Origin of the sequence: Clavibacter tessellarius (genome assembly GCF_001618005.1) — a bacterium.
Classification (GTDB): Bacteria; Actinomycetota; Actinomycetes; order Actinomycetales; family Microbacteriaceae; genus Clavibacter; species Clavibacter tessellarius_A.
This window is the reverse complement of record NZ_LQXA01000034.1, coordinates 61,922-86,305: the sequence shown is the minus strand read 5'-3', so window position 1 is coordinate 86,305 and position 24,384 is coordinate 61,922. Positions and strand designations below refer to the sequence as shown.

At 74.1% G+C, this 24,384-nt stretch carries 19 protein-coding genes; 4 read left to right on the top strand and 15 right to left on the bottom strand.

Annotation, left to right across the window (positions count from 1 at the left end):
• Positions 1–57 precede the first annotated feature (57 nt).
• The 6 genes from ahcY to AWH51_RS08910 all read right to left on the bottom strand — a co-directional run bounded on the left by ahcY (position 58) and on the right by AWH51_RS08910 (position 6,359).
• Positions 58–1,542, bottom strand: coding sequence for an adenosylhomocysteinase (ahcY, locus tag AWH51_RS08935; protein WP_063071727.1), 1,485 nt, complete (start codon positions 1,540–1,542; stop codon positions 58–60).
• 62 nt (positions 1,543–1,604) lie between these two features.
• The gene (locus AWH51_RS08930; protein WP_175345499.1) at positions 1,605–4,013 is read right to left on the bottom strand and encodes a heavy metal translocating P-type ATPase; all 2,409 of its coding nucleotides are present in this window, start codon (positions 4,011–4,013) and stop codon (positions 1,605–1,607) included.
• 1 nt (position 4,014) lies between these two features.
• A complete protein-coding gene (locus AWH51_RS08925; RefSeq protein WP_063071726.1) occupies positions 4,015–4,230 on the bottom strand; it encodes a heavy-metal-associated domain-containing protein in 216 nt (71 codons plus the stop codon).
• 52 nt (positions 4,231–4,282) lie between these two features.
• A complete protein-coding gene (locus AWH51_RS08920; protein WP_063071725.1) occupies positions 4,283–4,564 on the bottom strand; it encodes a metal-sensitive transcriptional regulator in 282 nt (93 codons plus the stop codon).
• 149 nt (positions 4,565–4,713) lie between these two features.
• The gene (locus AWH51_RS08915) at positions 4,714–6,141 is read right to left on the bottom strand and encodes a phosphomannomutase/phosphoglucomutase (protein ID WP_063071724.1); all 1,428 of its coding nucleotides are present in this window, start codon (positions 6,139–6,141) and stop codon (positions 4,714–4,716) included.
• Positions 6,138–6,359, bottom strand: coding sequence for a DUF3499 family protein (locus AWH51_RS08910; RefSeq protein WP_015489735.1), 222 nt, complete (start codon positions 6,357–6,359; stop codon positions 6,138–6,140). The genes AWH51_RS08915 and AWH51_RS08910 overlap by 4 nt, the downstream gene beginning before the upstream one ends.
• Before the next feature lie 45 nt (positions 6,360–6,404).
• Between AWH51_RS08910 and AWH51_RS08905 the strand changes: the two genes are divergently transcribed.
• On the top strand, positions 6,405–6,848 hold the full coding sequence (locus AWH51_RS08905) for a metallopeptidase family protein (RefSeq protein WP_063071723.1): 444 nt from the start codon (positions 6,405–6,407) through the stop codon (positions 6,846–6,848).
• 51 nt (positions 6,849–6,899) lie between these two features.
• Here the strand turns inward: AWH51_RS08905 and AWH51_RS08900 are convergent, their stop codons facing one another.
• From AWH51_RS08900 to manA, 5 genes are all read right to left on the bottom strand, one after another.
• Positions 6,900–8,411 carry a DUF5719 family protein gene (locus AWH51_RS08900; RefSeq protein ID WP_063071742.1) on the bottom strand — a complete coding sequence of 504 codons (1,512 nt, stop codon included), beginning with the start codon at positions 8,409–8,411 and terminating at the stop codon, positions 6,900–6,902.
• Positions 8,398–11,493, bottom strand: a complete 3,096-nt coding sequence (locus AWH51_RS08895; RefSeq protein ID WP_063071722.1) for a glycosyltransferase — start codon at positions 11,491–11,493, stop codon at positions 8,398–8,400. Before AWH51_RS08895 ends, AWH51_RS08900 begins: the two co-directional genes overlap by 14 nt.
• 133 nt (positions 11,494–11,626) lie before the next feature.
• Positions 11,627–11,944 carry a WhiB family transcriptional regulator gene (locus AWH51_RS08890; protein ID WP_012298082.1) on the bottom strand — a complete coding sequence of 106 codons (318 nt, stop codon included), beginning with the start codon at positions 11,942–11,944 and terminating at the stop codon, positions 11,627–11,629.
• 149 nt (positions 11,945–12,093) lie between these two features.
• Positions 12,094–13,062, bottom strand: a complete 969-nt coding sequence (gene galE, locus AWH51_RS08885; protein WP_063071721.1) for a UDP-glucose 4-epimerase GalE — start codon at positions 13,060–13,062, stop codon at positions 12,094–12,096.
• Positions 13,063–13,096: 34 nt separating this feature from the next.
• Positions 13,097–14,413 carry a mannose-6-phosphate isomerase, class I gene (gene manA, locus AWH51_RS08880; RefSeq protein ID WP_063071720.1) on the bottom strand — a complete coding sequence of 439 codons (1,317 nt, stop codon included), beginning with the start codon at positions 14,411–14,413 and terminating at the stop codon, positions 13,097–13,099.
• Positions 14,414–14,576: 163 nt separating this feature from the next.
• Here manA and AWH51_RS08875 point away from each other — a divergent pair, with 163 nt between their 5' ends.
• The 3 genes from AWH51_RS08875 (at position 14,577) to AWH51_RS08865 (ending at position 18,609) form a co-directional block, all read left to right on the top strand.
• The gene (locus tag AWH51_RS08875) at positions 14,577–15,755 is read left to right on the top strand and encodes an acyl-CoA dehydrogenase family protein (protein ID WP_063071719.1); all 1,179 of its coding nucleotides are present in this window, start codon (positions 14,577–14,579) and stop codon (positions 15,753–15,755) included.
• A 100-nt stretch (positions 15,756–15,855) separates the two neighbouring features.
• Positions 15,856–17,268 carry an O-antigen ligase family protein gene (locus AWH51_RS08870; RefSeq protein ID WP_254654526.1) on the top strand — a complete coding sequence of 471 codons (1,413 nt, stop codon included), beginning with the start codon at positions 15,856–15,858 and terminating at the stop codon, positions 17,266–17,268.
• A gap of 48 nt (positions 17,269–17,316) precedes the next feature.
• Positions 17,317–18,609: an O-antigen ligase family protein gene (locus AWH51_RS08865; RefSeq protein WP_063071717.1), complete on the top strand. Its 1,293-nt coding sequence runs from the start codon at positions 17,317–17,319 to the stop codon at positions 18,607–18,609.
• Positions 18,610–18,645: 36 nt separating this feature from the next.
• Here the strand turns inward: AWH51_RS08865 and AWH51_RS08860 are convergent, their stop codons facing one another.
• The 4 genes from AWH51_RS08860 to glf form a co-directional block, all read right to left on the bottom strand.
• Positions 18,646–19,116, bottom strand: coding sequence for a GtrA family protein (locus AWH51_RS08860; RefSeq protein WP_063071716.1), 471 nt, complete (start codon positions 19,114–19,116; stop codon positions 18,646–18,648).
• Between the two features lie 107 nt (positions 19,117–19,223).
• Positions 19,224–21,080, bottom strand: coding sequence for a hypothetical protein (locus AWH51_RS08855; RefSeq protein ID WP_254654525.1), 1,857 nt, complete (start codon positions 21,078–21,080; stop codon positions 19,224–19,226).
• A gap of 112 nt (positions 21,081–21,192) precedes the next feature.
• Positions 21,193–23,211, bottom strand: a complete 2,019-nt coding sequence (locus AWH51_RS08850) for a glycosyltransferase (protein WP_063071715.1) — start codon at positions 23,209–23,211, stop codon at positions 21,193–21,195.
• Complete coding sequence (gene glf, locus AWH51_RS08845) at positions 23,211–24,374, bottom strand: UDP-galactopyranose mutase (RefSeq protein WP_063071714.1); 1,164 nt, start codon at positions 24,372–24,374, stop codon at positions 23,211–23,213. Before glf ends, AWH51_RS08850 begins: the two co-directional genes overlap by 1 nt.
• Positions 24,375–24,384 lie beyond the last annotated feature (10 nt).

The following is a 24,384-nucleotide window of genomic DNA, read 5'->3' as shown; positions in this document are numbered from 1 at the left end:
ACGCGACGGCGCCGCCCGCCCCCGGGGGACGGACGGCGCCGGGTGGATCCGCGCGGATCAGTAGCGGTAGTGGTCCACCTTGTACGGCCCCTCGACCGCGACGCCGATGTAGGCGGCCTGCTCGGGGCGCAGCTCGGTGAGCTCCACGCCGAGCGCGTCGAGGTGGAGGCGCGCGACCTTCTCGTCGAGGTGCTTCGGGAGCACGTACACGCCGATCGGGTACTGGTCGTTCCGCACGTAGAGCTCGATCTGGGCGAGCACCTGGTTCGTGAACGAGTTGCTCATCACGAACGACGGGTGGCCGGTGGCGTTGCCGAGGTTCATGAGGCGGCCCTCGGAGAGCACGAGCACGCTGCGGCCGGACGGCAGGCGCCACTCGTGCACCTGCGGCTTGATCTCCACCTTCTCCACGCCCGGGAGGCGCTCGAGCCCGGCCATGTCGATCTCGTTGTCGAAGTGGCCGACGTTGGCGATGATGGCCTGGTGCTTCATGCGCTGGATGTCGTCCACGCGCACGACGTCGACGTTGCCCGTGCCGGTGACGAGGATGTCCACCGTCTCGATGACGGAGGACAGCTTCGCGACCTGGTAGCCGTCCATGGCCGCCTGCAGCGCGCAGATGGGGTCGACCTCGGAGACGATGACGCGGGCGCCCTGTCCGCGCAGCGCCTCGGCCGCGCCCTTGCCCACGTCGCCGTAGCCGACGACGAACGCGACCTTGCCGCCGATGAGCACGTCGGTGGCCCGGTTGAGGCCGTCGGGCAGGGAGTGGCGGATGCCGTACTTGTTGTCGAACTTGCTCTTGGTGACCGAGTCGTTGACGTTGATGGCCGGGAACAGCAGCTCGCCGTCGCGCGCCAGCTCGTACAGGCGGTGGACGCCCGTGGTGGTCTCCTCGGTGACGCCCTGGATGTCGGCGGCACGGCGGGTCCAGCGGTCGGAGGACGCGGCCAGGCTGCGGCGGAGGGTGTCGAGGATGACGCGGTACTCGTGGCTCGCGTCCTCCGGGGTCTCGGGCACGGCGCCCGCGAGCTCGTACTCGCGGCCCTTGTGCACCAGGAGCGAGGCGTCGCCGCCGTCGTCGAGGATCATGTTCGGGCCCGTCCAGTCGGCGCCGGCGGCCTGCGCCTCGCCCGACCAGTCGAAGATCTGCTCGGTGCACCACCAGTACTCCTCGAGCGTCTCGCCCTTCCAGGCGAAGACCGGCACGCCCGCGGGCGCATCGGGGGTCCCCGCGCCGACCGCGACGGCCGCGGCGGCCTCGTCCTGCGTGCTGAAGATGTTGCAGCTGGCCCAGCGCACCTGCGCGCCGAGGGCGGTGAGGGTCTCGATGAGCACGGCCGTCTGCACGGTCATGTGGATGGATCCGGCGATGCGCGCGCCCGCGAGCGGCTGCGACGCGCCGAACTCCTCGCGGAGGGCCATGAGGCCGGGCATCTCGTTCTCGGCGAGGCGGATCTGGTGGCGGCCGGCCTCGGCGAGCGAGAGGTCGGCGACGCGGAAGGGCAGGGCGGTGGACGTGGCTTCCGGGAGAAGGGTCATGCGTCCAGTGTCCCACCCGACCCGTGACGCCCGCCCGGGGATGACGCGCGGTCGGCGGGCTGCTAGCGGAAGGAGCGCAGGCGCAGGCTGTTCGTGACGACGAACACCGACGAGAGCGCCATGGCCAGGCCCGCGACGAGCGGGTTCAGCAGGCCCAGCATCGCGACCGGGATCGCGGCGGCGTTGTAGGCGAAGGCCCAGAACAGGTTCCCGCGGATGGTGCCGAGCGTGCGGCGGGCGAGCCGCACGGCGTCGGCGACGAGCAGGAGGTCGCCGCGGACGATGGTGATGTCGCCCGCCTCGATCGCCGCGTCGGTGCCCGTGCCCATCGCGATGCCGAGGTCGGCCTGCGCGAGCGCCGCGGCGTCGTTCACGCCGTCGCCGACCATCGCGACCACGCGGCCCTCGGCCTGGAGGCGGCGGACCGCGTCGAGCTTGCCCTCGGGGAGGACGCCCGCGATCACCTCGTCGATGCCCACCTCGGCGGCGACGCGCCGCGCGGCCCCCGCGGTGTCGCCCGTGAGGAGGACGGGCCGCAGGCCGAGCGCGCGGAGGCGACGGACGGCCTCGGCGCTCGTGGGCTTCACGGTGTCGGCGACCGCGAGGATCCCGCGCACGGCGCCGTCCCACGCGACCGCGACCACCGTGGATCCGGCCGCCTCGGCCGTCGCCAGCGCCTCGGCGAGCGCGGCGTCGGGCTCCGCGGCCCACCGCTCCGCGAGCCACGCCGGGCGGCCGACCGCGACCGCGCGGCCGTCGACCACGCCGTGGACGCCGAGGCCCGCGGTCGCGACGAAGCCCTCGACGGCGGGCAGGGGTCCGGCGCCCGCGGCCTCGACGACCGCGCGCGCGACCGGGTGCTCGCTCCGCGCCTCGAGGGCGGCGGCCACGCGCACGAGCTCGTCGGCCGCGACGCCCGCCGCGGGCACGGCGCGCACGAGCGCCATGACGCCGGTCGTGACCGTGCCGGTCTTGTCGAGCAGCACCGTGTCGACCCGGCGGGTCGACTCCAGCACCTCGGGGCCGGTGATGAGGATCCCGAGCTGCGCGCCGCGGCCCGTGCCCACCAGCAGCGCGGTCGGCGTCGCGAGGCCGAGCGCGCACGGGCACGCGATGATGAGCGTCGCGACGGCGGCGGTGAACGCGGCCTCGGGCGGGAAGCCGAGCAGCAGCCATCCGGCGAGCGTGCCCAGGGCCAGCACGAGCACGACCGGCACGAAGACGGCGGAGACGCGGTCGGCGAGGCGCTGGACCCGGGCCTTGCCGGTCTGCGCCTCCTCGACGAGCGCGGCCATGCGGGCGAGCCGGGTCTCCTCCCCCACGCGCGTGGCGCGCACGAGGAGGCGGCCTCCGGCGTTGAGGGTGGCGCCCGTGACGTCGTCGCCGGGGCCGACCTCCTCCGGCAGGGACTCGCCCGTGAGGAGGGAGCGGTCGACGGCGCTGGATCCGTCGACGACCACGCCGTCGGTCGCGATGCGCTCGCCCGGCCGCACGACGAACTCGTCGTCGACGCGGAGCTCGCGGATGGGGATCCGGCGCTCGACGCCGTCGCGGACGACCACCACGTCCTTGGCCGCGAGGTCGAGGAGCGCCGCGAGGGCGGCGCCGGACGCGCGGGCGGCCCGCGCCTCCAGGTAGCGGCCGCCCAGGAGGAAGACCGTGACGGCGGCGGCGACCTCGAGGTAGATGTCGCCGGATCCGCCGCCGGGCGCGGAGACGAGGCTCATGGTCATGCGCATGCCGGGCTCGCCCGCGTCGCCGAGGAAGAGGGCGTACAGCGACCAGAGGAACGCGGCCGCGACGCCGATGCTCACGAGCGTGTCCATGCCGACGCCGCCGTGACGCGCGCTCACGGCCGCCGATCGGTGGAACGGCCAGGCGCCCCACACCGCGACGGGCGCGGCCAGTGCGAGCGACAGCCACTGCCAGTCGTCGAACTGGAGCGCGGGGATCATCGCCATGAGGAACACGGGGACCGTGAGCGCCGCGGAGACCACGAGCCGCTGCCGGAGCGCGAGCTCGTCGGCGTCGGGGCGGCGGCCGGGCACGGCGTCGGGGCGCGGGGCGCTCACGGCGTCGCGTCGCGGGGCGGGCAGGGCGTCGCGCGGGGCGGGATCCGCGGGTGCCGGGTCGGGCACGCGATCCGGGGAGACGGCGGGCGCGACGTCCTCCGCCGCCCCGCTCCCCCACGCCGCGCGCTCGGACGCCCGGTACCCCGTGCGCTCGATGGTGCGGATGGCGTCCTCGACGCTCGTGCCCGCGGGCAGCTGCACGCGCGCCCGGTGGGTTGCGTAGTTGACGGCGGCCTCGACCCCGGGCATCCGGCCGAGCTTCCGCTCGATGCGCAGGGCGCACGAGGCGCACGTCATGCCCTGCACGTCGAGGTCGACGCGCGTGAGCACGGCGCCGTCCTCGGGTGGGGCGGCGACGACGCCCTCGGCGGGCGCGGATCCGGATGCGGGGTCGGCCACGTCAGAGCTCCGCGACGTACCCGGCCTCGTCGACCGCGGCGCGCACGGCGGCGGGGTCGAGGGGCTGGTCGCTCTCGACGGTGACGGTGGACGCGCCGCCGACGACGAGGTCGACGGCCACGGACGCGACACCCGGCAGCTCGCCGACCTCCTCGGTGACGCTCGCGACGCAGTGCGCGCAGGTCATGCCGGTGACGGGGAAGCTCGTGGTGGTCATGGGGTCTCCTTCGTGGGGTGCGGTGTCGGCGGGCGGCGGGGGCGGCGCCGGATCAGGACCGGACGAGCCGCGCGATGGCCGCGGAGGCCTCGCGCACCTTGTCGTCCGCGACCTGGCCGCCCTCGCGCGCGGCCTCCGCGAGGCAGTGCGCGAGGTGGTCGTCGAGCAGCTTCAGGGCCACGGTCTCCATCGCCCGCGTGACGGCGGACACCTGCGTCAGCACGTCGATGCAATACGTGTCGGCCTCGATCATGCGCTCGATCCCGCGCACCTGGCCCTCCGCGCGGCGCAGCCGCTTGAGGATGTCGTCCTTGCCCTCGCTGTACCCGACCATGGCGGCCACCTCCGTTCCCGTCGATGCTACCCCCTGGGGGTATGCAATGGAACCCCCAGGGGGTATCCGCGCAGGTCGCCCGCCGGACGCACGACGACGCCGCGCCCCTCCCGGAGGGACGCGGCGTCGGATGCCGTGCGGGTCGCGGATCAGGCCCCGCGGATCAGCCCAAGGAGCTCGTCGCGGAGGGCGGCCATCTTCGACTCGGTCGACGCCTCCACGTTGAGGCGCAGCAACGGCTCGGTGTTCGAGGGGCGGACGCTGAACCACCAGAACGCGCCGTCGTCGTCGACCGGGCCGTCGACCGTGAGGCCGTCGAACTCGTCGAACTCCCCGCGGCCGCGGAACGCCTCGACGATGCGCTCGTACGCGGCGGGCACGTCGTCGACCGTGCTGTTGATCTCGCCCGACAGCGCGTACGGCGTGTAGCGCGCGGAGAGGTCGGACATGAGGCCCTCGGTCTGGCCGAACTCGGCGAGCAGGTGCATGGCGGCGAGCATGCCGTTGTCGGCGCCCCAGAAGTCGCGGAAGTAGTAGTGCGCGGAGTGCTCGCCGCCGAAGACGGCGCCCGTGGCGGCCATCTGGTCCTTGATGAGCGAGTGGCCGACGCGCGTGCGCACCGCGATGGCGCCCGCGGCCTCGATCGTCTCGGGCACGATGCGCGAGGTGATGAGGTTGTGCAGCACGGTGACCTCGTCGTCCGGGGACTGCGCCTTCACGCGCGAGATCTCGCGGAGCGCGACGACCGCCGCGACGGCGCTGGGCGTGACCGCCTGCCCCTTCTCGTCCACCACGAAGCAGCGGTCGGCGTCGCCGTCGAACGCGAGGCCGAGGTCGGCGCCGTGCTCGAGGACGGCCTTCTGCAGGTCGACCAGGTTCGCGGGCTCGAGCGGGTTCGCCTCGTGGTTCGGGAACGTGCCGTCGAGCTCGAAGTACAGCGGGATGACCTCGATGGGCAGCTCGGGCAGGCCTGCCGCGGTGCCGAGCACGGCGGGGACGGTCATGCCGCCCATGCCGTTGCCCGCGTCGACGACGACGCGCAGCGGGCGGATGCCGGAGAGGTCGACGAGCTGGCGGAGGTAGCCCGCGTAGTCGGCGAGCACGTCGCGCTCGCGCACCTCGCCCGCGGGCTCGACGGGCGCGATGCCTCCCTCGAGGAAGCCGATGGCGCGGTCGCGGATGGCGGCGAGGCCCGTGTCGAGGCTGATGCCCTGGGCGCCCGCGCGGGAGAACTTGAGGCCGTTGTAGGTGGCCGGGTTGTGGCTCGCGGTGAACATGACCGCGGGGGCGTCGAGGGACCCGGACGCGAAGTACGTCTCGTCCGTCGAGCACAGCCCGATGAGGAGGACGTTCCCGCCGCGGGCCGTCGCACCCCGGGCGAACGCCTGCGCGAAGGCGGGCGACGAGTCGCGCATGTCGTGGCCGACGACGATCTCGGCGCCCGCGGCCCCGAGCTCGTCGACGAAGCCGGCGCCGAGGGCCGTGACCAGCTCCTCCGTGAGCTGGCTCCCCACGAGACCTCGCACGTCGTAGGTCTTCACGATGGCGGTCAGCGTCGCGGCGGCGGTCGTCGTCATGCCCCGAAACCTACCTCACCGAGCACGCCGTGCCGGACGATCTGCCAGCCCTGCGGCGCCGACAGACGCGCCGCGTGCCGGTCGCAGAGGTCGTAGCTGTGCGGCTCCGAGTCGTGGCTGAGGGGACCGAGCACGGCCATGGAATCCGCGTAGACGTAGGTGAGGGTGGTCGTGGCGCCGCCGGTGCAGCCGACGCGGGAGCAGGGCCTGTTCGTCATGTCGCGCCCACACTACCGCCGACCCGCGGGCCGTACGATGGGGCCATGCCACGATCGAGCCGCCGGGGAGGCCACGTCTCCATCCGCGGATCCTGGCGGGACCGCCACGGCCGGGGGCTCCGCTCCCCCGTCACCGGACCCGAGCTCCCCGTGCTGCGGACGCGCGTCGACCGCTTCGACGAGATCGTGGCCTCGGCCGCCGAGTACCTCCGCGGCCTCTGGCCGGACGAGCTCGAGCGCGTCTCCTTCGAGGTCGCCGCGCTGCCCGCCCGCAACAGCGAGCGCGACGGGATCGACCGCTGGAGCGTGCTCGCCGACGAGCGCCGCGTGGTCTTCTACCGCCTGCCCATCGAGCGCCTCGCGCACCTCCACGAGGAGGACGAGCACCACCACCGGGCGCTCGTCGAGGGCTGCGTCTTCCGCGCGGTCGCCGAGCTCCTCGGCAAGGACCCGTGGGACCTCGCGCCCGACAGGTACGACCCGCACTAGACCGGATGCCGCACGGGCGTCAGGCGTCCGCGCGAGCCGCCCCGGGCGGCGTCAGGGGTGGATGCGCAGCGGGTCCGCCGCCGGCAGCACCGGCACGACGGGCAGCGCGGCCGAGCGCCCGGGCTCGGCGAACGTCACCGTGGCCGTGAGCCCGGCGGATCCCGCGAGCAGGTAGGTGCGGCCCGCGACGACGGCGGCGGAGACCTCGGCGCCCGCGGGCACGGCGAGGGTGACGGGCTCGGATCCGTCGGTCGGCCGCGCCGTGACGGTCGCCTCCGCCTCGCCGGGGTTCCGCACGTGCAGCAGCGGCGCGGGGCCGGACGGCACGGACACCAGCGCGTCGCGGGTGAGCGCGCCGGCGGCGGGCAGCCAGGCGAAGTCGGTGGCGCCGCTCTCGGCCGCGCCGGACATGCTGCGCACGGCCGCGGCCACGGGGACCGAGCTCTGCACGGTGACGGCGTAGCGGCCGTCGGTCAGTCCGGTCACGGGGAAGTCGGTCACGCGACCGGCGTCGGCCTCGACCGTGAAGGTCGTGCCGGTGCCCGTCGTGCCGTCCTCGGGCGCGACGCTGACGCTCACGTCGGCGTCCTCGGAGCCGGGCACGAGGACCCGGACGGCGGTCTCGCGCTCGGGGTCAGTCCCGACGTCGGCGCCGGGCCCGGAACCGGCGGCGCCCTCGGCGGGCGTCTCGCCCGCGGCCGCCGCGGCCGGCGCGGCGGCCTGCGTGTCGATCCGGAGGCCGGTCATGGTGAGTGCGGTGGCCGGCGCGGCGGCGGGGACGACGACGTCGACCCCGCCCGCGAGGAGGCCGCGCACCGTGCTCTGCTCGAGCGTGGCGACGACCTGGCCGCCGCGGCTCTGCACGTGGACGGCGGGCGACGAGAGGTCGGGGGCGAGGCCGGCGAGCGAGAGCACGCGCCGGCTGCCGGCGGGCAGGTTGATCCCGCTGGCCCCGGGGGCGCTCACCGGTCCGTCCTCGCCCGCGATGGCGAGGTCGACGGTGGAAGCGACACCGGACGGGTTGTCGAGGACCACGAAGGTGGTGCGGCCCGTGGTCGTGGCGCCGCCGAGCAGCCACGACTCCGCGGTGGCCTCGGAGCAGGGGGCCGCGGCGAGGCCCGCGAGGTCGCTCGCGGAGGCGATCTGCGACGCCGCGCCCGCGAGCTCCGTCGGTTCCTCCCCCGTCGCCCCGGCGACCGCGAGGACGGACGGCGTGGTCGACGCGCCGCCCTGGACCTCGGGGGCGCGCAGGCGCGAGGTGCGCACGCCCGGGCCGCCGGCGGGCACGTCGCCGGACGCGGATCCGCTCGTGACCGCGGAGGAGCCGACCGCGACGGCGGTCGTCGTCGCGGCGGCGTCCGCCTCCGGGGGCCGGAGGAGGGCTCCCGGGCAGACGCGCTGCTGGTCGGTCGCCACGGGGGTCACGAGCACGGACGGCGCGCTCGCGTCGCTCGACACCGGCGGGAGGAGGAGGGCGCCGGTCACGACGACGCCGAGCACGGCGACCCCCGCGATCCCGGTGGTCACGCGCGTCGCGATGCGCACGGCGTCACGCCTGGCCATCTGTCCTCCTGGGCTGGTCGTCGTCGCGGTCGCCGCGGCGGTCGTCGTCGCGGTCGCCGCGGCGGTCACCGTCGTCCGATGCGGTCGCCGTGGCGGAAGCGTCGCCGGCGTCGTCCGCGGGCCGGTCGCCGACCTGCGGGATGTCGCCGAAGGGCGCCGCCTCCACGCTCGTGCCGGTGGGCTCGTCGGGGTAGGCGGGGATCCCCCGGTCGTCGTGCTCGGGCCGCGGCTCGACGGCGTCCGCCGGGCGCACGTCGGTGCCGGTCACGGGCTCGCGGTAGGCGGGCAGCGGGCGGCTGCGCGCGGCGAGGCTGCCGGTGGGGATCGCGAGGAGGAGCGTCAGCGCGAAGACCAGCGCCTGGGCGGCGAGGACGCCCGCGCGGCCCGCGTCGTCGAGGTTGCCGGGGCCGGCGACCTGCACGTCGAGGTCCTCGCTCCCGACGAAGCGCCAGAGCAGCCCGGCCTCGGTCTGGCCGACGGCGGTGAACACGGGGTCGTCGTCGAGCGCGGAGCCCGCCCGGTCGTGCACGGCCTGCTCGGCGGCGCCCGACGGCGGGGCGAGGAGCACGTAGCTGATCCCGAGCGTGCGGAGGTCCTCGGTGGCGTCGAGGCCCGAGCGCGACGAGACGTTGCCGGCGAGCTCGGCGACGCGGGTCTGCGTGTCGGTGAGCGGCCCGATCGTGGAGTCGACCGTAGACACCTGCTCGAGCGTGCGTCCGGCGCCGCGCTCCACGTCGGCGGCCAGGGAACCGTCGTCGCCCGCGCGGAGCACGAGCGTGCCGACGGACGGGTCGGTCGCGGCCTGCGCCACGACGAGGCCCGGCAGGGACGCGTCCTCGCCGGGGCGCACGGCGGTGGATCCCGCCACCGCCGCCGAGACCAGGGGCATCGCGACGACCACGAGCGTCACGGTCGCGACGAGGCCCGGCACCACCGAGCGCCGGCCGAGCGTCGCGAAGCCGAGCACCAGGGCGCCGGAGAGGCCGAGCCAGAGGAGGCTGAGGCCGGATCCCGGCCACACGGCGACGACGTCGGCCCCCGTGGACTGCACGACCGTGCGCGCCGCGAGCACGGCGGTGGCGAAGCCGACCACGGACACGGACAGGGCGAGCGCGGCCCGGTGCGAGCCGCGGAGGAAGAGGGCGGCGACGGCACCGACGACGAGCGGGGCGACGAGCACGGCCACGACGACGAGCGGCACGGATGCGGGGAGGCCCAGCCCGAGGCCGTCGACGACCGCGGTCCAGCCGCCGAGCCCCGACGTGGGGAAGCCGAGCGCGAGGCCCGGGACGTCCGCCGGGGTGAACGCCGCGGGGACGGCCGGGTCGGCGGCGAGCGCGAGGGGCTGCCCCTGCATCACCCGGTACGCGACGAGCGGGGCGGCGAGCGCGACGAGCGGCACGGGGATCGTGACGAGCCGGCCGACGCGGCGACCGGCGCGGACGACCGCGACGAGCCACAGCACGAGGAGCGCGGGCACGAGGGACGGGGCGGACGCGCCGACCGCGGCCATGAGGATGCCCGCCACGGCCGAGGCGGACCACGACCGCGGCGCCCGCAGCACGGCGAGCGCGAGCCACGGCAGCAGCAGGTGCGCGAGCACGGCGGGCAGGCGGCCGTCGCCGAGCGCGACGAGGAACGTGGGCGCGAGGGTCCAGGCGAGCGCGGCCAGCGCGCGGAGCCAGGCGTTGCGCGTGACCTGCGCGGCGGCGAGCCACGCGGCGAGGGCCGCGAGCGGCAGCGCGCCCACGAAGAGGCCGAGGACCGCGAGCGACGGCTCCCAGGCGGTGATGCTGCCGAGCACCGCGAGCACGGCGGCGAACGGGTCGGATGGGGCGACGGGGCCCGTGCCGATCCCCCGGACGCCGATGCCGACCTGCGCCCACAGCGCGCCCGCGTCCGGTCCGAGCGGCAGCAGCTGCCCGCCGGTGAGGGCGGTGCCGCCGAGGCGCGGGATCCACATGACGGCGGCCAGGAGCAGCGCGGTGAGGACGGTCCAGCCGCCGCCCGTGGCGAGGAACTCGACGCCGTCGGAGACGCCCATGTGCTCGACGCGGTACTGCTCGCGGGCGAGGGACCGGCGGCGGCGGCCGACCGCGAGCGGCTGCCGGAGGGACGCGATGCTCGACCACGGCGCCGTGCGCGTCGCCTGGAGCCGCCGCCTGCTGGCGACGACGCGTCCGGGCGCGACCGCGACGCGGAGGGCGGCGCCGATCTCCCCGGGCGCTGCCGTGGGCCGCTTGCGCAGGAGCTGCAGGAGGGCGCGGAGGATCGCGAGCGGCACGAGCGAGAGCCAGTGGAAGGGCACGGCGGCGGCCGGCGCGTAGGACAGGCGGCGGTGCAGCTCGGCCTGGCGCGCGAGCCGACGGCGGCGGCGGCGCGGGGTGCGGCGGCCGAGGAACGCGGTGCCGGGGCCGGCGGATCCGGCGGACGCGACGCGGGCCGCGGGCACGACCACCACGCGGTGGCCCGCGAGGCGGGCGCGCACGCACAGGTCGAGCGCATCGTCGATCACGGGGAGCGCGTCGTCGAAGCCGCCGAGCTCGTCCCAGAGCCGGTGCCGCACGAGCATGCCGCCCGCGGCCACGCCGAGGACGTCGCTCATGTCGTCGTACTGGGCCTGGTCGAGCTCCCCGTCGACCTCGGGCACGGCGGCGCCGAGGGTGGTGAGGGTGCGGCCGATCTCGCGGATGTAGCCGGGGTGGTCCCACTCCATGAGCTTGGGACCGGCGACGGCGACGCTGGGCGACGCCTCGATCGCGGCGAGCAGGCGCTCGAGCGCGTCGGGCGCGGGCGCGTTGTCGGCGGAGAGCAACCAGAGCAGCTCATCGTCGCCGGTGGGCGCGGGGATCACGCGGACTGCCTGGTCCACGGCCTGCCCGAACGTCATCCGCGCGGGCGCCTGCACCATGCGCGTGGGTTCGGACGCGGCCAGCAGGGCCGCGGACGCGTCCCGGGAGCCGAGGTCGACCGCGACCACCTGGTCGGGTCGTCGGGTCTGCGCGGCGAGGGCCGCTAGGGTCCGCTCGAGGAACTGCGCGCCCTCGTGGGCGACGAGGATCGCGGTTACTCGTGGCTGCATGACAGGGAGACCCTACGTGGTGCCGGATGCGGAACCGCCGCGATCGGACGGCGCGCCGGGGAGCCGGTGCTCCCGGCGGCGCCTGCGCGGTCGGAGCGCCGCGCGTGCGGGGCCGCTCCGGGCGCGTGCGGGGTCAGACCGCGCGCTTGCGGAGCTTGCGGCGCTCGCGCTCGGAGAGCCCGCCCCAGATGCCGAAGCGCTCGTCGTTCTCCAGCGCGTACTCGAGGCACTCGGAGCGCACCTCGCACGAGCCGCAGATCTTCTTGGCGTCGCGGGTGGATCCGCCCTTCTCGGGGAAGAACGCCTCGGGGTCGGTCTGCGCGCAGAGCGAGTCGGCCTGCCAGGCGAGCGGGTTGCCGTCGTCGACGCTCCGGACGCCCGGGACGCCGAGTCGGACGGGGTCGACGAACCAGTCGTCGGGGACCCCGGCGTGGTACTCAGGTAGTGCCATGTCACGATCTCCCCACACGGCTGGAGCGCCCGGCCGGCCCCAGCTTGTCGTCATAATTACACCGGTGTAACTCGTCGGCGTCAAGCCGCGGAGGGTAAACCCTCAGGCGCTCGTCGAGGGTTGCGACGCGCCGCGGCTCGCCCGCGGCGCTACTCCGGGGATCCGGCCTGGCGGGCGAGCCAGGCGCTCGCGACCATGTCGTCCAGGCTGTGGCGCATCGCCCAGTCCAGATCGCGCGCGGCGAGGTCGCCCGACGCCACGATGCGGGCCGGGTCGCCGGGGCGGCGCTCCCGCACCTCGGGCTCGAAGCCGATCCCCGTCGCGTCGCGGATGGCCGTCATGATCTCCCGCACGCTCACGCCCTGGCCGCTGCCGAGGCAGTACACGGGCTCCACGGGCTCGCCGGCCTCGAGCCGGCGCGCGGCCGCGACGTGCGACGCGGCGAGGTCGACGACGTGGATGTAGTCGCGCACGCACGTGCCGTCGGGCGTCGGGTAGTCGCCGCCGTTGATGCGCGGCGTGCGCCCGTCGAGGAGCGCGTCGAACACGAGCGGGAACAGGTTGTGCGGGCTGGTGTCGGCGTAGCCCTCCTCGCCGGATCCCACCACGTTGAAGTAGCGCAGCGACGTGTGGCGGAGGCCGGTCGCGACGCCCTGGTCGCGCAGCAGCCACTCGCCGATGAGCTTGGACTCGCCGTAGGGGGACTCGGGGGCCTTGGCCGTGCGCTCGTCGACGAGGTCGACGTCGGGCGTGCCGTACACGGCCGCGGAGGACGAGAACACGATGCGGTCGACGCCCGCGCGCTCCATCTCCTCGAGCAGCACGGCGGTGGCCGTCACGTTCTGCTCATAGGTGTGCAGGGGGCGCTGGACGGAGACGCCCGCGTACTTGTAGCCCGCCACGTGCACGACGCCGCGGATGTCGCCGGAGCCGAGGATGCCCGCGAGCAGCTCCCGGTCGAGCACGGACCCGCGGTGGAACGGCACGCCCTCCGGGACGAACGACGCGTGGCCGCTCGACAGGTCGTCGAGGACGACCGTGTCGATGCCGGCGCGGGCGAACGCGGAGACGATGTGCGAACCGATGTAGCCGGCGCCGCCGGTGACCAACCATGTCATGCGGCAACCCTATCGACGGCCGGACGGGCGCCGGTCACGCGGCGGAGGCGTCCGGATCGACGTCGTCGGCCGCGGCGGCGGACGGCGCCGGGGTCGTCGCGAGGAACGCCTCGCCCTCCCCCGTGACGACGATCCGCCCCTCGTCGGGCGTGACGAAGACGGCCCCGCCGCGGCGGACGACGACGGACGACGTCTCCCCGCGGAGCGCCACCTCGCCGCTGGTGCACAGCACGATCGCCGGGCCGTCGACCTCGACGACGCTCGCGCCGGCGTCGCCCGGCGTCGCCTCGCGCGTGGCCGGGGAGATCCGGGCGAGCAGGAAGTCGGGCACGTCCGGCCGGTAGAGCTCGACGCCCGGCGCCGTGTGCTCGGGCGCCAGGTACGGCACGGGCAGCGCCTGGAACTCGAGCACGTCGAGCAGCTCCGGCACGTCGACGTGCTTGGGCGTGAGGCCGCCGCGCAGCACGTTGTCGGAGGCGGCCATCAGCTCGATCCCGAGCCCGTGCAGGTACGCGTGGATGTTGCCGGCCGGGAGGTAGAGGGCCTCGCCGCGCCGCAGGGTCACCCGGTTGAGGAGCAGCGACGTGACGATGCCCGGGTCGCCCGGGTACGCCGCGGCGAGCTCGCGGACGGTGCGCATCTCCGTGCCGAACTCGCGGCACTGCCGGTCGGAGGCGAGGCTCGCCAGCAGCGTCACGCGGTCGACGAGGCGGCGCACCTCCGCCCCGCCGCCCATGAGGAAGGCGAACACGTCGCGCAGCACGTCGGCCTCGGATCCGGTGAGGCGCGAGAGCACGGACCGGATGACGGCCGGGTCGGAGTCGGGCCCGGACGCGTCGAGCGTGAGCAGGAGCGTGAACACCTGCCGCACCTCCGCGAGCGGCCGGAAGCCGCAGAGCGCGTGGAACTCGTCGCTCAGCGCGTAGATGAGCTCCGGCTTGTGCAGCGGGTCCTTGTAGTTGCGGTGCGGGGCGTCGATCGGGATGCCGCGCTCCTCCTCGTCGCGGAAGCCGCGGCGGGCGCGGTGCAGGTCGGGGTGCGCCTGGAGCGACAGCGGGCCGCCCGCGGCGAGCACCTTGAGGAGGAACGGGAGGCCGGGGCCGTCGCCCGGGCGCAGGCCCTCGGCGAGCGGGCCGAGCGTGGTGGCCGGGTCCCGCCGGATCCAGTCGGCCAGCGTCGTCGCGCCGCCGGCCGTCGCCGGGTCGTCCACGCGCGTGGGCGAGCCGCCGTGGGCACCGAGCCAGAGCTCGGCCTCCGGGCCCCCCGACGGCTCGCGGCCGAGCAGCTCCGCGATGGCGGTCGTCGACCCCCAGGCGTAGTCGCGGGGGGTGTTGGAGAGGGCAGTGAACACGGGCGATCCTGTCGGGCTTGGCGGCTACCTACAACGCCCACGGGCGCGCGTCCGGTCCGGACGCGACCAAAGTACCAAGCGATGACGGCGCCGCCCGGACGCCGACCTAGGCTCGCCCGCAGGCGCCCGACCCGAGGGCGCCGACGAACCGCAACGGAGCATCGTGTCCCTCACCCCCCTCATCGGCGACTTCTACGGCTACGAGTCCCGGCTCGGCGACAGGGAGAGGGAATCCCTCGCCGAGCTGCGCTCCTACCTCGAGCAGGAGGTCCGGCCGCACGTCAACGGCTGGTGGGCCCGGGCCGAGTTCCCCCGCCACGTGGTCGGCGGCCTCGCCCAGCGCGGCTTCTTCGGCATGCCGTATCCGGAGACGCGCCCGTTCGAGAACTCGGCCGTGTTCCGCGGCTGGGCGGCGCTCGAGCTCGGCCGGGTGGACGCGAGCATCGCGACCCTCGTCGGCATGCAGAGCGGCCTCGTCATGGGCAGCATCGCGGTCGCCGGCTCCCCGGAGCAGCGCGCCGAGTGGCTGCCGCGCTTCGCGTCGGGCGAGCTCCTCGGCTCCTTCGGGCTCACGGAGCCGATGTCCGGCTCCGACTCCGCCCGAGGCCTGCGCACCGTCGCGACGCGGCGCGGCGACGAGTGGAGCATCACGGGCGCCAAGCGCTGGATCGGCAACGGCACCGTGAGCGACGTCACCGTCGTCTGGGCCAAGGACGCGGACGACGGACAGGTGAAGGGCTTCCTCGTCCCCAACGACTCCCCCGGCTTCCGCGCCACCCGCATCGAGGACAAGCAGGCGCTGCGCATCGTGCAGAACGCCGACATCGAGCTGGACGGCGTCATCGTGCCCGAGCGGAACCGCCTGCAGCGGTCGACGTCCTTCGCGGACACGGCCGCCGTGCTGCGCCTGACCCGCGCGGAGGTCGCGTGGGCCGCGATCGGCATCGCGGTCGGCGCCTACGAGGCGGCCGTCGCGTACACGGGCGAGCGCCAGCAGTTCGGCAAGCCGCTCGGCGCGCACCAGCTGATCCAGGACCTCCTCGTCCGCAGCCTCGGCAACATCACCGCGTCCATCGGGCTCGTCACCCGCGCCTCCGAGATGGTGGACGAGGGCACGCAGTCCGACGAGCACTCCGCCCTCGCCAAGGCCTTCGCCACGAGCCGGATGCGCGAGACCGTCGCGTGGTGCCGCGAGGCGTTCGGCGGCAACGGCATCGTCCTCGACTACGACGTGGCCCGGTTCTTCGCCGACGCGGAGGCCCTGTACTCCTACGAGGGCACGCGCGAGATGAACACGCTCATCGTGGGCCGCGCGATCACGGGCCACGCGGCCTTCGTCTGACGGACAGGCGGCCGCCCGACGCGCCGGGCATCCGCGGGCCCGCCGGGCGGAGCTCCCGGCGGGACGGGAGGATCCGCCCCGGCCCGTTACCCTGATGGGCATGCCCTCCGCCAGCCGACGAGCCCTCCGGGCATTCGCGACCTTCGTCCTCGTCACCACCTTCGCGGGCGACATGTGGCGGAACAGCCTCAGCTGGTGGGGCTTCAGCGCGATCGCGCTCGCCGTGCTCATCACGAGCATCACCCTGCTCGTGCGCGCACGACCGCTGCCGCGCCTCCGGGTGCTCCCGGTGCCGTTCCTCGCCTTCACGGGCCTGTCCGTGCTGTCGATCGCCTGGTCGCAGTACCGGCCGGAGTCGGCGCTCGGGGTGATCATCCAGCTCGCCACGTCCACGGCGGCGCTGATGCTCGTGGTGCTGCTCTCGTGGGCGGAGATCGTCCAGGCGCTGGGCCGGGCGCTTCGCATCATCCTCGGGCTGTCGCTGGCCTTCGAGCTGTTCATCGCGGTCGTGGTGCGCCAGCCCGTCATGCCGTTCTTCACCGACTACGGCCCGCGCGCGCCCGCCGCCTTCGCGTGGACGCGCGGCGAGCTGCTCCTGGGCGGCCGCATCCAGGGCGTCGTCGGCAACGCCAACCTCCTCGCCATGGTGGCGCTGCTCGGCCTCATCGTCTTCGCGCTGCAGTTCGCGGCGCGCACCGCGGACCGCCGGACCGCCGCCGTGTGGATCGCGGTGGCCCTCCTCACGCTCACGCTCACGGGCAGCTCCACCGTGCTCGTCGCGCTCATCATGACCGGTGTGGTCGCCGTGCTCGCGGTCATCGCGCGCCGGGTGGGCATCCGCGGACGGCTCGTGCTCGCCGGCGGGGTCGTGGTCGCCGCGGCCGCCGGCGCGGGGATCGTCGTCACGCGCACGGCCGAGGTCTTCGAGCTGCTCGGCCGCTCGCCCGACCTCACGGGCCGCTTCGAGATCTGGGAGTCGGTCATCGGGCTCGCGCAGCAGCACCCCGTGGTCGGCTGGGGCTGGATCGGCTACTGGGCCCCCTGGATCAAGCCGTTCGAGGGCCTCGCGGTGCGCAGCGGCGTCACGTACCTCCAGGCCCACGACGCGTACCTCGACGTGTTCCTCCAGCTCGGTGCCGTGGGCGCGCTGGTCTTCGTCTGCCTCATCGTCACGACGTACATCCGCTCCTGGTGGGCCGCCATCGACCGCCCGCAGCACCGCCGCGACCGGGTCGAGCCGTACAGCGCGCTCGCGCTCGCGCCGCTGCTGCTGATGACCGCGCTCGTCGTGCAGAGCCTCGCCGAGAGCCGTCTGCTCTACGAGGGCAACTGGCTGCTCCTCATCGTCATCGCGATGGCCACCCGCTCGGGGATGATCGCGCGCGAGGACGTGCCCGGCCCGGTCGACTCCCGCCGGCCGCCCGTCGCCGCGGGTGCGGTCGCCGACGCGTCCCGCCTGCCCGCCCCCGCCGCCAGCGCCCCCGCGGTCCCGGCCGATCCCGGCGTCGCCTGACCCGCGTGGCCGCCCGGTGCCCCGTCGACCTCCCGTGAGGGACGCCGCATGACGCTGCCCGCGCGCCTGCCGCTGCCGGAGCGCCTCCCGGAGCTGCTCGGGTCGGCGCGCTTCTCCGCCGCCCTCACGCACTGCGTCATCGGCACCGCCGTCCTCTCGCACGCCGTCCGCGCCACCATGGGCTGGCCCGGGCTCATCGGCATCGTGGCCGCCCTCGTCGCGATGGCCGCGGGATCGCTCGTCGCCAAGCGCGGGGACTGGGAGTGGCGCGGCCTCCTGCCCGTCTCGCTCCTGCTGCTGGTGGGCTGGTGCGCCGCGACGCTGCTCTGGACCGCCTATCAGCCGGACGCGGTCGCCGGCGTGCTGTACCTCGCCGCGTCCGCGTTCCTCGCGGTGTACGTGGGCGTCGTCCGCGACCTGATCCAGATCGTGCGCGCCGTCGGCGACGTGCTGCGGCTCGTCCTCGCGTCGTCGCTCGCGCTCGAGGTGCTCGCCGGGCTCCTCATCGACGGCCCAATCCCGTTCCTCGGCATCCGCGGCGCCCTCGGGCGCCTCGGACCGATCCAGGGCCTCCTCGGCGAGCGCAACGCCCTCGGCGCCCTCGCCCTCGTCGCGGCCGTGACGTTCGCGGTCGAGCTGCTCACCCGGTCCGTGTCGCGCGGGCGCGCCGTCGCCTCCCTGACCGTCGCGCTCCTCGTCGCGTCGCTCACGCGCTCGTCCGTGATCCTCGGCACCTTCCTCGTGCTGGCCGTCGCCTCCCTGGCGGTGTTCGGCCTCCGGCATCTCGCGCGGCAGGCCCGGCCGCTCGCGAACAGCGCGGTGCTGGTGCTGGCCGCCGTGGTCGCGATGCTCGTCGTCGCCTTCCGCTCCCCCGTGCTGCAGGTCCTGCAGGCCCGCCCCGACTACCTGCAGCGCGTCGCCCTGTGGCGCGAGATGCTGCGCCTCATCGACCTCAACACGATCGAGGGCTGGGGCTTCGTCGGCCTGTGGCGCCGCGACGCGTACCCGTACACCGCCCTCGACCTCGTGAGCCGCGGCGCGCAGGAGAGCGCCCGCAACGCCTACCTGGACCTCTACCTGCAGGCCGGGCTCGTCGGCCTGGTGCTCTTCGCCGCGTTCTGCGCCCTCGCGCTCGGCCGCTCGTGGGTGCTCGCGACCACCAAGCGCGGCGTGGGCTACGTGTGGACCGCGCTCGTGCTCGTCGTGCTCGTGGTCGTGTCCCTCGGGGAGAGCGTCACGCTCGTGGAGTGGGGCTGGGTGCTGCTCGTGATCTGCGCGGTCAAGGCCGCGCAGGGCCGCAGCTGGCGCCACGGCCTGCCCGCGCAGCCCCTGCCCGCCTGAGCGGACGTCCGGGCGCGGAGGCGCATCCGGTCGGGATCAGCGGACCGCCTCGTCGCGCGGCCGGCGGAACGAGAAGAACTTGTGGCCGGTGTACGTGGCGACCGTGATGACGATCGTCACGAGGATCTGCGCCACGATCGGCTGCAGCGGCGTCGTCTCCACGACGAGCGGCAGCAGCAGCATGTTGGCGAGCAGCGGCACGAGGTTCACCAGGGTGTACCGCGAGAAGTCCGGGATGAGGTTCCCGCTCACCTTGAAGACGAGCTTCCGGTGGAGCGTGAACGAGATCGGCAGCTGCACCGCCCACGCGATCACGAGCACCACGGGGTACGGGATCGCGTGCCCCCAGAGCAGGTAGAACAGGGCGAACCACGCGGTGCCGATGACGGTGTTGAAGCCGCCCACGAGGAGGAACGCGATGCGCTCGTCCTTGATCAGGCGGAGGAGGATGCCGGGCGGCGGGGTCTCCTCGCGGCGTGCGTCGACGTCGAGGTCGTGCTGGTCCATGCGCTCTCCTCCTCGCACGGCGAGCACGACCGCCGAGGGGCCGCGCCGCGTCCTTCCGGTGCGGCCCCCACTGTATCCGGCGTCGGCTCGACGTCCGGCGTGACGGGTCAGGCGTCCGCGCCGACCGCGATGCGGGCGACCGCCGCGTCGCGCAGGGTCGTGATCGTCGGCGACGACGTGCCCGCCAGGGCCACGAGCCGCGCCCAGGAGGTCACCGGCTTCGCCTGGCCGCCCTGGAGCAGGAACACCGTCGAGTCGGCGATGCCCTTCACGAACACCGGCCCCTGCACGGTGCCGCCGGTCGCGTCGAGCGCACGGCACGTGGTGGGGACCAGATCGGTGACGGGCAGCCCCGTGGATCCCGGGTTCGCCACCGCGACAACGCGCCCCTGCGTGGCGAGCGACGTGACCCCGCCGCAGCGGACCAGCAGCGAGAGGTTCGCCGTGGATCGCGTGTAGCCGTCGAGCGTCTGCGCCGCCACGTTCGCGAACGACGTGCCGAAGCCGAGCTCCTGCGTCACCGCGAAGGACGGGACGCCCACCTTGCTGTTCAGCCCGTTGATCAGGTACACGTCGGCTCCCGCGGGCGACTTCGCCAGCGTCCCCGGCTCGAGCGCCGTGTGGCCCGTCGCGTAGCGGCTCCCCACCGATGCGCGCATGGTGGCCACGAACGGCGACGCGCCCGAGTTGAGCCCGACCAGCGCGGACCAGCTCGAGAGCGGGTACTTGACGCCGCCCTCGAGGAGGTAGGCCGTGCCGCTGCCGGGCAGGACGAAGTACGCGCTCATGTTCCCCGCCGCGGGCACGGAGGCGAGCTGACCCGGATCCAGGTTCACGGCGTCGCCGCACCCGTATCCGTAGTCGCCCACCAGCGCGCAGGACGTGAAGGGATGGCGGCGGTCGCCCTGCACGAGGCTGACGGTCCCGTCCGACGGATCCCGCACGAGCTCGGACGCGACGTTCCCCGTGGCCAGCGCGTCGAGGTAGGAGCGGGAGACCGTGCTGATCCCGCCCAGCGCCGACAGGTTCTGGAACACCGCGAAGTCGGTGATCGGGTGCTTCTGCCCGCCGCTGACGAGGTAGACGCTGTCGTCCGTGGCCGTCTTGACGAACGAGGACACCGGGCCGTCCGACGTGCTGCCGAACCAGTCGGTGTAGAGGCGCCAGAAGTTCCGGTTGCCGTAGGAGGAGCAGGAGTCGCCCGTCCCGTAGAGGTTGGCCAGCGCCGCGGAGTTGGGGCGGTACGGGGTGTAGATGTAGAGGCCGGCCGTCGCCTGGTTCCGGATCGTCACCTGCGACGAGCCGCAGGCCGCGTTCGGGTGCCACAGGATCGTGTTGACCCGGCCGGCCTGGTAGTTCCAGCGCGTCGGCGTCGACTGGTACACCTTGAACTGGCGGGCCGCGTTGTAGACCTGGTTGAAGAAGCCGTAGTAGGTGGAGTCGCATGCCGCGGTGTCCGGGCAGCCGTAGCCGGTGGCGCTGCGGAACTGCCGATCCGTGGGCGTGCTGTCGGTGACGAGGCCCTGCTCCTTCTCGAGCAGCACGAGCAGGGCGGCCTGGCTCACGCCGCAGGCGCGGCCGACCCAGTAGACGACGTCCGCCGCGCTCATCCGGGAGGCCTGCAGGCTGGAGCACCTGCTGTCCCCGTCGCGCGCGGGGGTGTCCTGCACGTAGTTCGTGAGGCAGACGTAGCCGGACGCGCACCGCGGCACCCGGGCCTGCAGGAAGGTCTGCACGTCCCGCTGGGACATGACGGCCCCGTCGAAGAACTTCGCGTCGCTGATGATCATGCCGGGGTCGAAGTCGGCCCCGGATGCGGCCTGCGCCGGCTCGGCGGGCCCCCCGACCACGCCCGTCCCCACGAGCCCGACGCCCAGCGCCACGGCCCAGACGGCCAGGCAGGCGATCAGCCGCGATCGTCGGCGCGCGCGCCGGTGGTCCACCCCGTTGTCGTCCACTGACATCCCCTCGCGTACTGCGTGAGATGCGATTCTCACACACGGGGGAACCCCGTCCGAGCGCGGAGGGGGCGGGCTGCTCTCAGTGGACACCCCGCCGCCCGCGCGTGCGGACCGGCTAGCGCTGCCCGCGCCCGCTCTCCGGCTGGTCGACGCCGAAGGTGCGCGCCCACGATTCCGGGCTGGTGATGGTGGGCAGAGCCGCGCGGTACGCCGCCTTGAGCTGCGGCCAGCGGGCGAGGATGCGCCAGCGGAGCACGAGGCTCGTCCACAGCATGCGCCGGAACAGCGCGGGATCCCGACGGTGGAGCAGGGCGGCGGAGCCCTCCGCGTTGGACACGAGCACGCTGTCGAAGGAGGGCACGACCCACCACCGCGCGTCCTCGAACGAGAGGTGCGCCTCCGGTCCCCGGCTCGCGGACGCGCTCAGCGGCGAGAACGCGTGGCGGGCGACCGTGCGCGCCAGCCAGGCCAGGCGGATGATGCCCGCCGGCGCGGTGCCGCTGACGCGGCCGTGCGGCTTGTCGGGAGCCACGATGTCCGGCAGCGCGGCGCGGTCCTTGATCGGCATCCCGTCGCTGAAGCCCTTCGCGAGCTCCCTGGTGCGGGCGAGGCGCGTGACCATGTCCTGGTGCAGGCCGCGGGGCCCGCGCAGGATGTTCCGATACGCCTCGTGGCGCGCCGCGAGCGCGAAGTACTGCATCGACACCAGGTGACGCACGTCGGTGGCGAGGTTCGCCGTGAGGAACCGGCCGCCGCGCTCGTACGGCGAGTGCAGCAGGGCGGCGATCAGCCGGTTGCGCGCGTGGAAGAACGCCTGCCAGTCCTGCGAGTCGTCCTTGTCCACCCAGGAGACGTGCCACACGGCCGCGCCCGGCAGCGTGACGGTCGGCACGCCGACCTCCTTGGCGCGGAGCGCGTACTCCGCGTCGTCCCACTTGATGAAGACGGGGAGCGACAGGCCCACCTGCTTGATCGTGGAGACGGGGATGAGGCACATCCACCAGCCGTTGTACTCGGCGTCGACCCGGCGGTGCATCCACCGCGTCTGGCGGAGGTTCGACGCGCTGAAGTCGTGGCGCGTGGGCGTGACGGGGCCCCACATGAAGTTCCACATGTCGAAGCCCTCGGCGTACGCGTGGAGCTTGCTCTTGTCGTACATGTCGAACATGTGGCCGCCGACGATCGTGGGCGTGCGCGCGTAGTCGGCGAACTTCACCGCGCGGCGGATGCTCTCCGGCTCGAGCGTGATGTCGTCGTCCATGACGAGGACGTAGTCGCTCGCGCCCTCCTTCAGCGTCTCGTACATGCCGCGGGAGAAGCCGCCGGATCCGCCGAGGTTGGCCTGGTCGATCACGCGGAGCTTCTCGCCGAGGAGCTCCTGCGCACGCGGGAACGCGGGCTGGTCGGCGACCTTCTGCGTGCCCTGGTCCGTGACGTAGACGTGGTCCAGGAGCGCCGCGACGTCGGGCTTCTCGCCGATGTCCGTGAGGAGCTTCACGCAGTACTCGGCGCGGTTGAGCGTCGTGATCGCGATGCTCACCGATCCCGCGGCGCCCGTCGTGGGGACGGTGCCCTCGGGGGCGTACCAGCCCGCCTCGACGAGCGCGAAGTCGGCCTCCTCGCCCATCAGGTCGAACCAGTACCAGCCGCCGTCAGCGAAGTAGGTGAACGGCAGCTCGAAGCGCGAGGTCGTGGGACCCGACACCGACGCGCCGTCGACCTTCTGGATGACGCCCCGCGCGTTGGAGCGGTACACGATGACCTGTCCGCTGCCGGTCGTCTCGACCTCGAGCACGACGCCGTCGAGGCTGGTGCTGGAGCGCCAGTAGGACGCGGGGAACGCGTTGAAGTAGGTGCCGAACGAGACCTTGCGGCGGTGCGGGACCCGGAAGCCGCGGTCGCCCGTGATGGCGCTGGTGATGCCCATGTCGCTGAGGCGGACGACGGCCTTGTCCGCGTCCGAGTCGACCACGCGCAGCGGCGAGCGGCGGCGCTTCTGCGGCGTCACGGGGATGCTCGTCCAGTAGTCGGCGTCCACGTAGAGCGGGAGGATGTCCGGGTCGTGGTCGGAGGGCAGGATGACGCGCTGGATGAGGTCGAGCTGCACGGGGGCGCCCTGGTCCGCGGCGGCCATCAGGAGGCGTCCTTCGCGAGGACGGGCTTCAGCTTGTTCTCGTACATCGAGAGCGCCGCGCCGATGGCCATGTGCATGTCGAGGTACTGGTACGTGCCGAGGCGGCCGCCGAAGAAGACGCCCTCCTCCTGCTTCGCGAGCTCGCGGTACTTGAGGAGGCCCTCGCGGTCGGCCGCGGTGTTGACCGGGTAGTACGGCTCGTCGTCGCCCTCGGCGAAGCGCGAGTACTCGCGCATGATGACCGTCTTGTCCGCGGGCGCGTCGCGCTCGGGGTGGAAGTGGCGGAACTCGTGGATGCGCGTGAACGGCACGTCGGAGTCGGCGTAGTTCATGACGGGCGTGCCCTGGAAGTCGCCGACCGGGAGCACCTCGCGCTCGAAGTCGAGCGTGCGCCACGAGAGCGCGCCCTCCGAGTAGTCGAAGTAGCGGTCGATGGCCCCGGTGTAGACGACGGGCACCGTGCCGACGACCGACGCCCGGTTGACCTCCTGGGTCTCGTCGAAGAAGTCGGTCTCGAGGCGCACCTCGATGTTCGGGTGGTCGGCCATGCGCTCGAGCCAGGCCGTGTAGCCCTGCACGGGCAGGCCCTCGTGCGTGTCGTTGAAGTAGCGGTTGTCGTACGTGTAGCGCACGGGGAGGCGGCTGATGACCTCGGCGGGCAGGTCCGTGGGATCCGTCTGCCACTGCTTGGCCGTGTAGTCGCGGATGAAGGCCTCGTAGAGCGGGCGCCCGATGAGGGAGATGCCCTTCTCCTCGAGGTTCCTCGCCTCGCCGGCGTCGAGCTCGGAGGCCTGCTCGGCGATGAGCTCGCGCGCGGCGGCGGGGCCGTGCGCCGAGCGGAAGAACTGGTTGATGGTGCCGAGGTTGATCGGCAGCGGGAAGACCTCGCCCTCGTGCTCCGTGTAGACGCGGTGCACGTAGGGCGTGAAGTCCGTGAAGCGGTTGACGTACTCCCACACCGTCTCGTTCGAGGTGTGGAACAGGTGCGCGCCGTAGCGGTGCACCTCGATGCCCGTCTCCGGGTCCATCTCGCTGTACGCGTTGCCGCCGATGTGGTCGCGGCGGTCGATGACGAGGACCTTGAGGCCCAGCTCCTCGGCGACGCGCTCCGCGATCGTGAGTCCGAAGAAACCGGACCCGACCACTACGAGATCAGGGCTCATGGCACATTCC